Below are 13,155 nucleotides of genomic sequence, written 5' to 3'. Positions count from 1 at the left end.
GAACGGTCCGCTCGCCCGATCCCGGCGCGTTCGTCCTGTCAGGAGGGTGGAGCGATGTCTACCACGGGGGATTTCGCATGATCGAGTTGAACCGTCGTCATCTGCTGCGCGCCGCCGCGCTGACCGGTGTAGCCGCCACGACCGGGCTGGCCGGCGGGACGGCCGCCGCGGCACCGGCCGCCGCCGCCGAAGTCGTCAACGGGCCGTGGCTGGTCAGCGTCGGCTGGGGCGTGCGTCAGGTCGACCCCGGCCGCACCACCCCGCGGTGGCTGCTGGAGGACGGCGACAACGCCAAGACCTCACCGGACGGCCGGTACGTGGCCTGGGAGAACACCGCGTGGTCGGGCGACGGCACGCTGCTGCCGTACGTGGCGGTCCACGACCGGGTCACCGGCCAGAAGCGCACGCTGCTCGCCGACCCGCCCGGCGTGCACTACGGCGCGCCCACCTGGTCTCCGGACGGCCGGGAGATCGCCCTGGTCACCGGCGCGCAGGACGACACGCTGATCGCGGTCGACGTGGCGACCGGCGCCACCCGGGTGCTGGCCCAGGGGCACGTCATGCGGGACCCGGACTGGTCCCGGGACGGCTCCATGATCGTCCTGCACTGGCTCAGCCGCTCCGAGGGCTGGCAGTTGCGGGTGCTGGAGCTGGCGACCGGCACCGTCCGGCGGCTCTACGCGCCGCAGGCGGGGGAGCGGGTCAGCGGGCCGGTGTTCACGCCCGACTCCCAGCGCGTGGTGTTCTGCACCACCCGCTGGTATCCCGACCGGGACACCTACAACCAGTCCCTGGCGTCGGTGCGGCTCGGCGGCACCGGGCTGAAGCAGCTCACCGACCAACCGCGGTTCTACCTGTCGCCGGTGTTCTCCCCGGACGGCCGCTACTGCGCCGCGCTGTCCATCCCGCCGGAGAACACCGAGCCCGACGGCGGCAACATCATCGTCTCCACCAGCGGCTTCGGTGAGCCGTGGTGGATCCCCGGCGACGAGTACGACGACTCCTCCCGGCTGGACTGGGCCCGGGCGCTCACCACGGAGATGCCCGCATGAGCGCGATGAACCGTCGTGCCCTGCTGCGCGCCGCCGCGCTCACCGGCGCCGCCGCCGCGACCGGGCTGGCCGGAGGACTGGTCGCCGGGGCGCCGGCCGCCGCCGCCGACGTGGTGAACGGGCCGTGGATCGTCACCGGCCCCGGCGTGCTCCAGATCAACCCGGGCCGGACCACCCCGCAGGTGCTGCTCTCCCAGGGCAACGCCGCGACCGCCTCACCGGACGGCCGCTACCTGGCCGTACTCGGCCAGAAACCCGGCCCCGCCTTCGACCCCACCCTCGACATCCACGACCGGGTCACCGGGCAGAGCCGCACGCTGATCACCGACCCGTTCGGCGTCCACTACGAGTGGCCGACCTGGTCCCCGGACGGCACCGAGATCGCGCTGCTGGTCGACCGGGAGACGCTGATCGCGGTGAACGTGGCCACCGGCGCCCGCCGCGTCCTCGTCGCGGGCCACGACATGGCGCGACCGAACTGGTCCCGCGACGGCTCGCTGATCGTGATGGAGTGGTCGAGCCGGTCCGAGGGGCGTCAACTGCGGACCCTGGAGCTGGCCACCGGCAAGGTACGGCGGATCTACCAGCCCGACCCGGGCGAGTTGTTCGGCTGGCCGGTCTTCACGCCGGACACCGGCCGGGTGGTGTTCGTGAGCAACCACTGGACCCGCGACGTCGACGTCTTCGGCGGCTCGCTCGGTTCGGTGCGCGTCGACGGCACCGGTCTGAAGCGGCTCACCGACGAACCGCGCTTCTTCCAGTCGCCGGTGTTCTCCCCGGACGGGCGCTACTGCGCGGCGCTGTCGGTGCCGCCCACCAACCCGGAACCCGACGGCGGCAACATCATCGTCTTCACCAGCGGCTTCGGTGAGCCGTGGTGGATCCCCGGCGACGAGTACGACGACTCCTCCCGGGTGGACTGGGCGCGGGCCGTCTGACCCGTCCGGACGACGCGGCGGCCGGACCACGGCCGCCGCGTCGGCGTCTCCGGGGTGGAGATCCCCGCAACCGGGCGCGCGCGGTGCGAGGCTTGGGTGGACGCCGCCGACGGGGCCGGCGACCGCTGTGGAGGGTGCGATGGCCGAGCCGCCGACCGGGACTTCGGCGCACCGCGCGCAGGCGCACGGCCGGCACGCCAACCACCACAGCTACCACGACGGCGCGCAGGTCGACGGGTACGTCGACGACCCGTACCACCGGGTGCGCCGCGCGGTCGCGGCCCGGCTGATGGCCGACGGGGTGACCGGCGACGGACCGGTGCTGGAGCTGGGCTGCGGGTCGCGCGGCATGCTCGACCCGGCCGCGTTGCCCGGCCCGCTCGTGCTGGCCGACATGGCCGAGACCGCGCTGGGCACCGCCCGGCGGGCGGCCGGCGGGCCGGCGCTGCCGGTCTGCCTGGACGCCACCCGGGGCCTGCCGTTCCGGGCGGGCAGCTTCGCCGGGCTGCTCGCCGGCGAGCTGATCGAACACGTCTACGATCCGCTGGCGTTGCTGCGGGAGTGCCACCGCGTGCTGGCCCCGGACGGCCTGCTGGTGCTCACCACCCCCAACCTGGCCCCGGTGCAGGACCGGCTGGCGTTCCTCGCCGGCCGGGCGCCGCGCCAGGTCGACCCGCTGCACCCCTACCTCTGGCTGCACATCCGCCCGTTCACCGCGTCGCTGCTGCGGCGCACGCTGCGCCGCGCCGGGTTCCTCCCGCTGGCGATACGCTCCAACGAGGTCGGCTGGCGGCTGCCGGGCGGACGCTGGATCGCCTCGCGGTGGCTGGCCCGGGCCGCGCCGGGGCTCGGCGGCTCGTTGATCTGCGCCGCCCGGCGACGCGGCACACCGCCGCCACCGGCGAAACGGGGCGTGATCGCGCATTGACAAAGGGCTATCATGGAGGCTCCGTCGTCGACCGGGGGATGTCATGGCGCGCCTGCTCGGCTGGGTCGTCAGCAATCTCGACGCGTTCATCGGTCTGCTGCTGGCCGTCACGGTCGCCGTCCTCGGCCTGACCAACACCGTCAGCCAGGACGTGGTCAACAGCGCCATCCTGCTGGTCCTCGGCCTGCTCGCCCAGGCGGTGCTGCGCGACCGGCTGCGCCGCCGGACCGCCGAGCAGGAGGTCCGGCAGGTCATGGTGGACGTCCGCGCCCGGCTCACCGACCTGGCCCCGCCGATGGCCGCGCTCACCGGCCCGGAGGGCGCGCTGACCCGCTCCCGGGAGGCGATCCAGAGCGCCTCCATGGTCCGGGTGCTGCACGGCAGCGAGGTCGGCCAGGCGCTCGACGAGGCGCGGCAGCACACCGACCAGTGGCACTTCAAGGGCGGCACCGGCACCTACCTGCGCGCCGTCACCCTGCCCGAGTGCCTGAAACACGCCCGCCGCCGCAACGCCACGCTCAGCCTCGCCATCGAGATCATCGACCCGACCGACGAGGAGGTCTGCGAGCGGTACGCGTGGTTCCGGCGCAGCCTGGAAGCCGACGAGCCGACCGAGCCAAAGGAACCGTGGACGGTCGACCGCACCCGCAAGGAGTCGTACGCGACGGTGCTCGCCGCCTGCTGGCACATGCAACGCTCCGGGCTGCTCACCGTCGAGATCCGGCTCTCCGCGCAGATGACCACGTTCCGCTACGACCTCTCCTCCTCCTGTGTGGTCATCACCCAGGAGAACCCGCAGACGCCGGCGCTGCGCATCGACCGTGGCGAGGTCTACTACAACCGGTTCAACATCGAACTCGACTACAGTCGCCGGCAGAGCCGCCGGGTGCCGATCGAGTCCGCCGGCCAGGTCCGCCTTGACGACGAGCCGTCCGTCGAACAGGTCCGCCGGCTGTTCGCCGCGCTCGGGCTGACGCTGCCCCGGTCCTTCGGTGACCGGGAGGTCGGCGAGATCGTGCGCAAGGCCCTCCAGGCGAGGAACCCGTACGCATGACCAGCTACGCCGACCTGGCCCGCGAGATCGACCGGGGCACCCGGCCGGAGCTGCTGCGCGACTGGGTGCTGCACGTGCTCGCCGACGTCGCCGACGGGCGGCGACCACTCCGGGCGGTCCGGCACCCGCTCGGCTTCACCTGCCTGCCGGTGGAGCGCGACGGCCCCGACGGGATCTGCGTGCACGCCTGGCCGGCCGACCCGCCGCCGGTGCGCCCCACCACCTCGGCCATGCACTCGCACAGCTGGGACCTGCTCAGCCACGTGCTGCACGGCACGGTCCGCAACGAGCTGATCGACGTCACCGACGCGCCCGCCGACCCCTCCTGGCGGATCTACGAGGTGCACAGCCTCGGCGAGGTCGACGAGGTGGCCGCCACCGACCGTCTGGTCACCGCGATGACCGCCACCGTGGAGACGCACACCGCCGGCGACTCGTACGCGCTGCGCGCCGGTGGCTTCCACACCTCGGAGGTGGCCGCCGGCACGCCCGCGGTGACCGTGGCGCTCGGCCGGACCACACCCGGCGCGTGCGACCTGAGCCTCGGCGCGGTGGACGGGCGCAGCCACCGGGTCCGCCGGGACCGCTGCGACGCGGCGGAGACCGCGCGGATGGCGCGGGAGATCGCGCGACTGGTGGCACGGGGCTGACTGGCTGGAGGAGCCATGGACGTGGAGCCGAACAGAGGCGGGCCCGACCTGCGCGACGCGCACCGGTTCGCGGTGGACGCCGCCCGGGCGGCCGGCCGACTGCTGCGCCGGGGCATCCGGGGCGAGGTGCACGCCCGGGCCAAGGACGACTCCGGTGACCTGGTCACCGACCTCGACCTGGCCGCCGAGCGGTTGATCGTCGACCGGATCCGGGCCCGCTGGCCGGAGCACGGGGTGATCGCCGAGGAGGGCGGCGAGTACGCCCCGGACACCACCTGGGCGTGGCTGGTCGACCCGCTCGACGGCACCAACAACGTGGCGATCGGCCTGCCGGCGTACGTGGTGGGCATCGCGTTGTGTGAACGCGGCTCGCCGGTGCTCGGCGTGGTGCACGACCCGGTCGCCGGCCGGACCTGGTCCGCGTTGCGCGGCCACGGCGCGTTCGTGCACGGTGCGGACCCGGCCGGCCGTCCGCTGCGTGCCGCCCACCGGCCGGTGCCGGCCGCGCCGGTGCTGGCCTGGACCCAGGGCCACGGCGTACGCCGCGACGACAGCACCGCCCGCGCGTTGAAGGTCGTCCTCGACACCACCGCCCGCCGGGTGCTGCAACTGTGGGCGCCGCTGCTGTCCTGGGTGATGCTGGCCCGGGGCGACATCGACGGCATCGTCGGCTACCGCCCGGAGGCGGTCGACCTGCCGGCCGGGCTCCTGCTGGCCGCCGAGGCCGGGATGGTGGTACGCGCGCTCGACGGCGGCCCGTTCGACGACCGCTACGGTTGCCCGGCCGACCGACGCAGTTTCGTCGCCGGCCCACCGGAGACGATCGACCGGCTGGTCAAACTGGTCACCGCGGCGCAGTGGATCGAGCCGCAGGTCCGCCAGCTCACCCCGATCAGCCTCGGCACGGTCGGTTGGTGAACGCATCTCCGGAACACCTGTCGTCCGGATACGCACCTGTCGTCGGGGCTGGCTCGTTCAACCGATGACGTCCCCTTCCAGAAGTGGGTGCCACCGTGCGACACGCAACGACGGTGCTGGTGATTCCCTTGCTTCTCGCCACGGCCGCCTGCGCCACGGCCGCCGCCCGCGCCGAGCCCGGCGGCCCGCCGGCACCGGCCGTGTCGTACTGGACCGGCCAGGAAGAGGTCATGGACGCTGCCGGCCGGGTGGACGAGATCGGCCCGAAACGCTGGCCCGATCAGTACGCCGGCGTGGCGACTGACTTTCCTGGCCGGGCGATGACCGTGTATCGGGTGCCCGGCGGGGATATCGACGCCGACGTACGCGCCCTGGCCGGCGGCGTGACGGTGCGCTTCGTCGACGCCATGGTGCCAGCCACCACCATCAACCGCTGGTTGGACCGGGTCCGCGCCGACACCGACTGGTGGGCCGAACGGGGCGTGATCGTGTGGTCGGTGTGGCCACAGTTCGGGGACTGCGTCGGCCTGGGAGTGGACCGCCCGGCCGAGCAGTCGGCCGAGGTCATCGGCCATTACCCCGATATGCGGGTGTGCGTCGAACAGGGCTACGAGGCCGTACCGCTCACCGCCGACTAGCGACTGCTAGCTGGGCGTGGCCCAGCAGTGCGCGCCCCGGAATCGTACGCCCGGCACGTCCGTCAGTAGGCGCTCCGGATCGACCAGGCCGGCCAGTGCCAGGGGTAGGTTCGCTCCCAGCTCGGCGACGGCCTCCTCGACCGTGTCCGGCTCGTGCGCCCAGTCGATGTCCGCCTCCCGCAGCCGCCGCTGCGCGAGCGCCGTCACCGCACGCGGATCGTCGACCACCACCTCGACCCGGCAGTGGACCTGCACCACGACTGGTTCGCTGTCTCGCACGTCGCAGGATCCCATCCGGCGCGGACGACGCGCCAGCGGAATCCGGTAGCGTCGCGCCGATGGCCGCCAGACAGCTCAAGCTCGGTCTCCGGGTCCGCGACCTGGACCGCTCGCACCGGCTCTACCAGCGACTCGGCTTCCGGCAGATCCCGCAACCCGACCAGCCGCACCTGCGCTACCTCACGTTCGGCCACACCTGGCTGATCCTGTCCGACCTGCACCGGCACGGGCACCACAACGCCGAGCGGGAACGCGCCACCAAGGACGGTCCGCCCGGGCTCGGTGTGGTGCTCACCGTGCCCACTCCGGACCTGGACGCCACGTACGCGCTCTGGCGCGACGAAGGGCTGCCGGTCACGCTGGAGCCGGAGGACGTGGGCTGGGCGCGCATCTTCTACGGGCTCGACCCGGACGGCTACGAGGTCATGTTCGAGCAGTTCCACCCGTCGGCCGGTCAGGGCTGACCGGCGCCGGACCGCAGTCGCCCGGCCAGGAACTCGTCCCAGCGTTCACGGTCACCGGCGGCCGGATCGCCGCCGTGGACGTGATCGCCGACCCGCACCGGCTGGCCGCGCTCGGCCTCGCCGACTGATCGGCGTCAGGGGACCACCACCAGGTTGGCCATGTCGACCAGCGGCCGGAAGCCGAGGCGGGCGTAGAGCCGGTTCGACGTCGGGTTCGCCTGGTCGGTGAAGAGACACACCCCTGCGCTGTCGGCCCGCAGCAGTCGGCTGACCTCCGCGACCGCGTTACCGGCCCATCCCCGCCCGCGCTGCTCCGGTGGCGTGTAGACCGGTCCCACCCGGGCGACACCGAAAGCCGGGGATTCGCGGCGGTCAGGTGCACGGGCCGGCCCGCCTCGTCGGTCCAGAACCAGACCCGGCCGCCCCTGATGCGGTGGAGCAGGTCGGCCCGGTCGGGTGCCTCGTGGGCACTGGTGCCGCGTGGTCGGCCCGCCTGCTCGTCGGCGTCCGCCATGAACGCGCCGAACCAGGCCTCGACCAGGTCGACGTCGTCCTCCCCGGCGACCGTCAACGCGCCGGGTGCCGGCGCGGGTGGCACCAGCGCGTCGAGTTTGTGCAGCCGGGTGTGCTGGGCCACCTCGACCCGGCCGCCGCCGAGCCGCGCCACCTCGGCGGCGCAGTCCCGCGCGGCCGGCAGCGCGCCGTTGACCGCCGACACCGTCTCGCCGCGCTCGTGCCAGACCCGTGCCAACGCGACGGCCGCCTCCGCCGGCATCGGGAGCAGGAACGGCGGACGCGGCGGGAACGGCGCGGTACGCATCCCCGCGCCGACCACTGCGCCCGAGGCGTCCCGGACCACCAGCCACCAGTCGTCCGCCGGCACCTCGTCCCCCTCGGCCCGGCGGGCCGCCATCCGGTGCGCCACGGTGGCGACCACGGTGTTGACCACCGGATCTGCGGCCAGGTGGTCGCCGGCGGCGTCCAGGAACTCACCGGGATCGGTGTGGAAGTGCAGGGTGGCGGTCATGCGGGCACGCTAGTCGCCGGCCACCGCCCCGCCGTATCCGTTTTCCGGCCGCGCTCGGCTTCGCATTGACGGGCAGGACATCTCCCGGGTCCCGCCCGGCGCGCGCAGATTCCCGGAAAGCGTGGCCATCTGGGACCGAATGACCACGCTTTTCGAGAATCTGCGGGCTGGGGTCCTCAGGCTGCGGTCAGCTCGGCGAACCACCGGCCGCCCGCCGGGTACAGGTCCCGTACGGACAGCCCGGCGGCCGTGGCCGGGCCGTGCACCGCCCGGGTGTCCAGCCGCGCCCAGCCGAAGCTGGGCCCCCGCCGCCGGCCGGAGACCACGTGCGCCCGGCCCTGCCAGGCGCCGCTGCCGGGCGGGTCCACCTCGACCAGCACGGTGCCGTCCGGGTGCAGCAGGTCCCGGCACCGCCGCAGCAGCCGCGCCGGGTCGCCGCCGATGCCGATGTTGCCGTCCAACAGCACCACGTGCCGCCACCGGCCCTCGGCCGGCAGCGGGTCGAACAGGTCGGCGCGCACCGCGACCGCGCCGCGCGCCCGGGTCAACGCGACCGCCCGTGGGCAGACGTCGACGCCGAGCGCGGCCAGACCGGCCCGGGTGAGCGCCGCGGTGAGCCGGCCCGGCCCGCACCCCAGGTCCAACGCCGGGCCGTGGCAGCGGGCCACCACCGTGGCGGTCGCCGCCTCCGCCGGGCCGTGCCACCGTTCCACCGGCAGCCGCCGGCGAACCCCGTCGGCCTGCACCAGCCAGTGACTGCCGGCGCGCTCGCGCAGCGCGATGCCGAAGGCGTCCACACCGACCGGCACGCCGGTCGCGCTCGCCGGGCCGGTCCGGGTCGGCGACTGGCGGGTCCGCAACCCCGGCTCGCTGGTCGCGCTCGCGGGGCCGGCGCTCATCGAACCGCCTTCGGTCGACGATCGGGTGACATCGCCACCAGGGCGGGTCGCAGCGCGGCCACCTCGCGGGCGAACCGGCCGCCGGGCACGCCCCGGGCCACCGCGCGGGCGTCGGCCCAGTCGTCCACGTCGCGCAGCGTGGGCAGGGCACCCACCCGCAGGCCCGCGTCGCACAACGCCGCGTAGGTGCGCCGCCCGGTCTCGGCGGTCGACATCGGCACCGCGCGCAACGCCGCCGTGCGGCGCGGGTCGCGCAACCCCAGTGCCCACCAGCCGCCGTCCGCCGCCGGGCCGAGCACCGCGTCGACGCCGGGCGCGGCCAACCGGCGTACGCCGTCGGCGAGCAGCGCCGGCGTCACCTGCGGGGTGTCCATGCCGATCTGGAGCACCGGCCGCCCCGGGTACGCGTGCGCCACGTCGGCGTGCGCGTGGGCCAGCCGCTCGGCGAGGCCGTCGCCCCACTGCGGCAGCACCGGCCAGCCGGCGACCGTGGCGGCGAGGTCCGCACCGTCCTCGGCGTCGGCCAGACGCCCGGCCAGCGCCAGCACCGGCGTCACGCCTCCGGTGGCGGCGACCGCGTCGAGCGTGTCGCGTAGTGCGGCGGCGGCGATCCGGGCCGCCTGCGCCGGGGTGGCCGGCGGGCACAGCCGCGTCTTCACCGCCCCCGGGACCGGGGCCTTCGCCACCACCAGCAGGACGGTCACCGTCGGCCGTCCACGCTGCGCAGCACGGTGAGGAAGTCCCGGGTGGCCCGGACCGTGCCGCGTACCGAGCCGGACACCTTGGACTTCGTGCCGGCGGCGCGCGGGGCGTAGCGGACGTCGTGCTCGTGGATCCGCCAACCGGCCGCCGCCGCCCGGATCATCAACTCCACCGGATAGCCGAACGCCCGGTCGGTGACGCCGAGCGCCAGCAACGCCTCGCGGCGGGCCACCCGGATCGGGCTGAGGTCACGCAGCGGCACCCCACGCTGCCGGAGCAACGCGGCGACCAGCGCGGTGCCGGCCCGCGCGTGCCACGGCCAGGCGCCGGCCGACACCGGCCGACGGCGCCCCACCGCCAGGTCGGCCGTGCCGGCCGCGACGGGGGCGACAAGCGCCGGCAGCTCCGCCGGGTCGAACGAGCCGTCCGCGTCCAGGACGCAGACCAGCTCCGTCCCGGCGGCCTCCAGCCCGGTGTGCACGGCCGCGCCGTAACCGCGACGCGGTTCGCGTACCACTCGGGCGCCGTGCCGGGCCGCCACCTCGGGCGAGCCGTCCCGGGAGCCGTTGTCCACCACGATCGCCCGGTAGCCCGGCGGTAGCGCGTTCAGCACGCCGGGCAGGGCGGCGGCCTCGTCCAGGCACGGCAGCACCACGTCGATCTGTGTCCGCATGCCGCCGACGCTAGGCCGCCCGCCACCCGGCCGAGCCCTCGATCGTGCTTACGGAACCGTTACGAGCAGGCATTTCTTACCATCCCGTGACGGGCCGGCGGTTGCGGTCCCGTCCCGCGCCGGCCCCCCGTACCGTGCGGTCGTCATGAGATCCGCACCCACCCTGCGTCGCGCCCCCGCCGCGGACCGGACCGGCTCCCCGCACCGGGGCGACCTGGTCGTGGTCGCGGTCGAGGCGGCGCTGCTCGCTGCCGCCGTCGTGGTCGGCCTGGTGCTCAACCGGCGTGGCGTGGGCCTGCACGCCGACGCGGCGCCGCTCTACGCCACCTGGCGTCCGCACGCCGGTTGGGGTACGCCGCTCGCGGCGCTCGTCGCGCTCGCCGTGCTCGGACCGGGACTGCGCTGGGCCCGGACCGCCCGATGGGGGCCGCTGCTGGCCGCCGGCTGGCTGGCCGCGGTGGCGTGGACGCTGGCGCTGGCCCTGGTGGACGGCTGGACGGCCGGGCTGACGCGACGGTTGACGCCGCAGGCGGAGTACCTGCACGAGGTGCCCGGGGTGACCGACATTCCCCGCATGCTGGCCGGCTTCACCGACCGCATCCTGGACTTCCAGCCCGACTCCTGGTCCACCCACACCGCCGGGCATCCGCCGGGCGCGCTGCTGGTCTTCGTCTGGCTGGACCGGGTCGGGCTGGGCGGGGGCGCCGCCGCCGCGCTGTGCTGCGTGCTGGTCGGCGCGACCGTGGTGGTCTCGGTGCCGGTCACGCTGCGCGCGCTGGGCGCCGCCGACGCGGCCCGGGCGGTGCTGCCGTTCCTGGTGCTGCTGCCCGGCGCGGTGTGGCTGGGCGCCTCCGCCGACGCGGTGTTCACCGGCGTGGTCGCCGCCGGGCTCGCGCTGCTGGCGGTACGCGGACCGCTCGCCGTGCTGGCCGGCGGCCTGCTGCTCGGCTTCGCGCTGCACCTGTCGTACGGGTTCGTGCTGGTCGGCGCGCTGGCGGTGACCGTGTCGGCGTTGCGGCCGGACCGCCGCCGGGCCGCCCTGGTCGCCGCCACCGCCGGCGTCGCGGCCGTCACGGTGCTGTTCGTGCTCTCCGGTTTCCGGTGGTGGGAGGGGTACGACCGGGTCGTCGAGCGCTACTACCAGGGCTGGGCGGCCGACCGCCCGTACGCGTACTGGGTGTGGGCGAACCTGGCCGCGCTGCTGCTCTCCGCCGGGCCGGTGCTCGGGCCGGCGCTGCGTCGTACCGCCGTCGCGGCGCGCGCCGCCTGGCTCGCCGCCGGCCCGGTCGGCACTCGCCGCTCCGGGTGGACCGGGTGGACCGGACGGCTGGTCGGGCTCGGGCCGACGGTGCTGCCACCGGCCGCCGCCGCGCTGGTGGTGGCCGCCGCCGACCTGTCCGGCATGAGCAAGGCCGAGGTGGAGCGGATCTGGCTGCCGTTCGTGGTCTGGCTGCTCGTCGCCGCCGCGCACCTGCCCCCGTCGACCCACCGCCGCTGGCTCGCCGCCCAGGCCGTGACCGCCCTCCTCGTCAACCACCTCCTCCTCACCGTCTCCTGACCCCGCCCGCGCCCCCCATCAAGGCCGCACAGTTTCCCGGAATGAGGGGCTGTCGCGGGCGGAATGGCCACTCTTTCCGGGAAACTGCGGCCCGAGGAGGGCGGGGGCGGGCGGCCCGAGGAGGGGGCGGGCGGGTCAGGCGGGTTGGGGGGAGAGGGTGGCGGGGGAGCGGAGGGGGTCGGTGGCGAAGGCTTTGACGCCGTCGGTGAAGGTGACCCGCGCGGTGTAGCCGAGCAGGTCGCGGGCGCGGGTCGGGTCGGCCACCACGTGCCGGACGTCGGCCGCCCGCGCGCCGCCGGCGATCTCCGGTGCCGGGCCGCCCATGGCCTCGGCCAGCGCGGTTGCCAGCTCGCCCACCGTGTGCGGTTCGCCGGAGCAGATGTTCACCGGCACCAGGCCGTCCGGCGGCGGCGCGGTCAACGCCCGCAGGTTCGCCCGCGCCACGTCCGTGACGTGCACGAAGTCCCGCCGCTGCCGGCCGTCCTCCAGCACGACGGGGGCGCGACCGGCGGCCAGCGCCGAGCGGAACAGCGAGGCCACCCCGGCGTACGGGGTGTCGCGGGGCATCCGGGGGCCGTAGACGTTGTGGTAGCGCAGCGCCCACACGCCGCCGCCGGTCTGCCGGGCCCACGCCGCGGCGTAGTGCTCCTGGGCGAGTTTGCTGGCCGCGTACGTGCTGCGGGGGTCCAGCGGCGCGTCCTCGGGCACCAGCGCCGGGGTGAGCGGGTCGCCGCAGCCGGGGCAGGTCGGGTCGTAGCGGCCGGCGGCCAGGTCGGCGGCGCGGCGCGCGGCGGGACGCACCACGCCGTGCCGGGCGCAGGTGTAGCGCCCCTCGCCGTAGACCACCATCGAGCTGGCCAGCACCAGCCGGCGTACCCCGGCGCGGTGCATGGCGGCCAGCAGCACCGCCGTGCCGAGATCGTTGTGCCCGGCGTAGTCCGGCGCGTCGGACGGGTCGAGCCCGTGCCCGACCATGGCCGCCTGGTGGCAGACCGCGTCCACGCCGGTCAGCAGCCGGTCCAGCAGCCCGGCGTCGCGGACGTCGCCGACGGTCGGGTCGTGCCGCCGGGACCATTCCGGCAGCGCGCCGCCGTGCGCCTGCGGCAGCAGGGCGTCCAGGCAGACCGGCTCGTGGCCCTCGGCCGCCAGCAGGTCGGCGATCTGCGATCCGATGAAGCCGGCCGCGCCGGTGAGCAGTACCCGCATACCGGCCCACGCTAGGGCACCCGGGTCGGGCCGGCGGCCGGTTCACGTCCGACGTCAGCGGTCCGTAAGGACGACGGCGGTAAGGCTTCGGTAATGCGGCAAACGCCGTCGCGGGCGGCCGGCGGCGTCTAGCGTCCCATCCCGGAAGCGCCGGCCGGCCGGTCGGCCC

General features: G+C 75.2%; 16 protein-coding genes. 10 read left to right on the top strand and 6 right to left on the bottom strand.

Annotated elements, in window-relative coordinates; genetic code table 11:
- The first annotated feature begins 77 nt into the window (after positions 1-77).
- From OG767_RS17985 to OG767_RS17955, 7 genes are all read left to right on the top strand, one after another.
- Positions 78-1,052: a TolB family protein gene (locus tag OG767_RS17985; protein WP_405089614.1), complete on the top strand. Its 975-nt coding sequence runs from the start codon at positions 78-80 to the stop codon at positions 1,050-1,052.
- Positions 1,049-1,990: a TolB family protein gene (locus tag OG767_RS17980; RefSeq protein ID WP_405089613.1), complete on the top strand. Its 942-nt coding sequence runs from the start codon at positions 1,049-1,051 to the stop codon at positions 1,988-1,990. Before OG767_RS17985 ends, OG767_RS17980 begins: the two co-directional genes overlap by 4 nt.
- A 139-nt stretch (positions 1,991-2,129) precedes the next feature.
- Positions 2,130-2,918: a class I SAM-dependent methyltransferase gene (locus OG767_RS17975; RefSeq protein WP_405089612.1), complete on the top strand. Its 789-nt coding sequence runs from the start codon at positions 2,130-2,132 to the stop codon at positions 2,916-2,918.
- Positions 2,919-2,961: 43 nt separating this feature from the next.
- Positions 2,962-3,972: a hypothetical protein gene (locus tag OG767_RS17970; protein ID WP_405089611.1), complete on the top strand. Its 1,011-nt coding sequence runs from the start codon at positions 2,962-2,964 to the stop codon at positions 3,970-3,972.
- On the top strand, positions 3,969-4,622 hold the full coding sequence (locus OG767_RS17965) for a hypothetical protein (protein ID WP_405089610.1): 654 nt from the start codon (positions 3,969-3,971) through the stop codon (positions 4,620-4,622). The genes OG767_RS17970 and OG767_RS17965 overlap by 4 nt, the downstream gene beginning before the upstream one ends.
- A gap of 15 nt (positions 4,623-4,637) precedes the next feature.
- Complete coding sequence (locus OG767_RS17960; RefSeq protein WP_405089609.1) at positions 4,638-5,540, top strand: inositol monophosphatase family protein; 903 nt, start codon at positions 4,638-4,640, stop codon at positions 5,538-5,540.
- Positions 5,541-5,623: 83 nt separating this feature from the next.
- Positions 5,624-6,178 (top strand): hypothetical protein, encoded by a 555-nt coding sequence (locus OG767_RS17955; RefSeq protein ID WP_405089608.1) that lies wholly within the window; start codon positions 5,624-5,626, stop codon positions 6,176-6,178.
- Positions 6,179-6,184: 6 nt separating this feature from the next.
- On the opposite strand, the gene OG767_RS17950 is transcribed toward OG767_RS17955, so the two are convergent.
- Positions 6,185-6,436, bottom strand: coding sequence for a hypothetical protein (locus OG767_RS17950; RefSeq protein WP_405089607.1), 252 nt, complete (start codon positions 6,434-6,436; stop codon positions 6,185-6,187).
- An 80-nt stretch (positions 6,437-6,516) separates the two neighbouring features.
- Here OG767_RS17950 and OG767_RS17945 point away from each other — a divergent pair, with 80 nt between their 5' ends.
- Positions 6,517-6,921 (top strand): VOC family protein, encoded by a 405-nt coding sequence (locus OG767_RS17945; protein ID WP_405089606.1) that lies wholly within the window; start codon positions 6,517-6,519, stop codon positions 6,919-6,921.
- A 134-nt stretch (positions 6,922-7,055) separates the two neighbouring features.
- Here OG767_RS17945 and OG767_RS17940 read toward each other — a convergent pair whose 3' ends face one another.
- On the bottom strand, positions 7,056-7,259 hold the full coding sequence (locus OG767_RS17940; protein WP_405089605.1) for a GNAT family N-acetyltransferase: 204 nt from the start codon (positions 7,257-7,259) through the stop codon (positions 7,056-7,058).
- A 95-nt stretch (positions 7,260-7,354) separates the two neighbouring features.
- On the opposite strand from OG767_RS17940, the gene OG767_RS17935 reads away from it, so the two are divergent.
- Positions 7,355-8,017, top strand: a complete 663-nt coding sequence (locus OG767_RS17935; RefSeq protein ID WP_405089604.1) for a hypothetical protein — start codon at positions 7,355-7,357, stop codon at positions 8,015-8,017.
- Positions 8,018-8,124: 107 nt separating this feature from the next.
- Here the strand turns inward: OG767_RS17935 and OG767_RS17930 are convergent, their stop codons facing one another.
- The 3 genes from OG767_RS17930 to OG767_RS17920 are packed head-to-tail and all read right to left on the bottom strand — an operon-like array spanning position 8,125 to position 10,222.
- Positions 8,125-8,847, bottom strand: coding sequence for a methyltransferase domain-containing protein (locus OG767_RS17930; protein WP_405089603.1), 723 nt, complete (start codon positions 8,845-8,847; stop codon positions 8,125-8,127).
- A complete protein-coding gene (locus OG767_RS17925; RefSeq protein WP_405089602.1) occupies positions 8,844-9,551 on the bottom strand; it encodes a DUF2064 domain-containing protein in 708 nt (235 codons plus the stop codon). Before OG767_RS17925 ends, OG767_RS17930 begins: the two co-directional genes overlap by 4 nt.
- On the bottom strand, positions 9,548-10,222 hold the full coding sequence (locus OG767_RS17920) for a glycosyltransferase family 2 protein (RefSeq protein ID WP_405089601.1): 675 nt from the start codon (positions 10,220-10,222) through the stop codon (positions 9,548-9,550). The genes OG767_RS17925 and OG767_RS17920 overlap by 4 nt, the downstream gene beginning before the upstream one ends.
- A gap of 145 nt (positions 10,223-10,367) precedes the next feature.
- Between OG767_RS17920 and OG767_RS17915 the strand changes: the two genes are divergently transcribed.
- Positions 10,368-11,780 (top strand): hypothetical protein, encoded by a 1,413-nt coding sequence (locus tag OG767_RS17915; protein ID WP_405089600.1) that lies wholly within the window; start codon positions 10,368-10,370, stop codon positions 11,778-11,780.
- A gap of 135 nt (positions 11,781-11,915) precedes the next feature.
- Here OG767_RS17915 and OG767_RS17910 read toward each other — a convergent pair whose 3' ends face one another.
- Complete coding sequence (locus tag OG767_RS17910) at positions 11,916-12,986, bottom strand: NAD-dependent epimerase/dehydratase family protein (protein ID WP_405089599.1); 1,071 nt, start codon at positions 12,984-12,986, stop codon at positions 11,916-11,918.
- Positions 12,987-13,155 lie beyond the last annotated feature (169 nt).

The organism is Micromonospora sp. NBC_01392 (assembly GCF_045040125.1).
Classification (GTDB): domain Bacteria; phylum Actinomycetota; class Actinomycetes; order Mycobacteriales; family Micromonosporaceae; genus Micromonospora.
The sequence above is the reverse complement of the archived record's forward strand: the minus strand, read 5'-3'. Positions and strand labels throughout refer to the sequence as shown.

Excerpts from the sequence above, each read along its gene's own strand:
- OG767_RS17985 (WP_405089614.1), top strand. The coding sequence starts at position 78 with ATGATCGAGTTGAACCGTCGTCATCTGCTGCGCGCCGCCGCGCTGACC.
- OG767_RS17980 (WP_405089613.1), top strand. The coding sequence starts at position 1,049 with ATGAGCGCGATGAACCGTCGTGCCCTGCTGCGCGCCGCCGCGCTCACC.
- OG767_RS17975 (WP_405089612.1), top strand. The coding sequence starts at position 2,130 with ATGGCCGAGCCGCCGACCGGGACTTCGGCGCACCGCGCGCAGGCGCAC.
- OG767_RS17970 (WP_405089611.1), top strand. The coding sequence starts at position 2,962 with ATGGCGCGCCTGCTCGGCTGGGTCGTCAGCAATCTCGACGCGTTCATC.
- OG767_RS17965 (WP_405089610.1), top strand. The coding sequence starts at position 3,969 with ATGACCAGCTACGCCGACCTGGCCCGCGAGATCGACCGGGGCACCCGG.
- OG767_RS17960 (WP_405089609.1), top strand. The coding sequence starts at position 4,638 with ATGGACGTGGAGCCGAACAGAGGCGGGCCCGACCTGCGCGACGCGCAC.
- OG767_RS17945 (WP_405089606.1), top strand. The coding sequence starts at position 6,517 with ATGGCCGCCAGACAGCTCAAGCTCGGTCTCCGGGTCCGCGACCTGGAC.
- OG767_RS17930 (WP_405089603.1), bottom strand. The coding sequence starts at position 8,847 with ATGAGCGCCGGCCCCGCGAGCGCGACCAGCGAGCCGGGGTTGCGGACC.
- OG767_RS17920 (WP_405089601.1), bottom strand. The coding sequence starts at position 10,222 with ATGCGGACACAGATCGACGTGGTGCTGCCGTGCCTGGACGAGGCCGCC.
- OG767_RS17915 (WP_405089600.1), top strand. The coding sequence starts at position 10,368 with ATGAGATCCGCACCCACCCTGCGTCGCGCCCCCGCCGCGGACCGGACC.
- OG767_RS17910 (WP_405089599.1), bottom strand. The coding sequence starts at position 12,986 with ATGCGGGTACTGCTCACCGGCGCGGCCGGCTTCATCGGATCGCAGATC.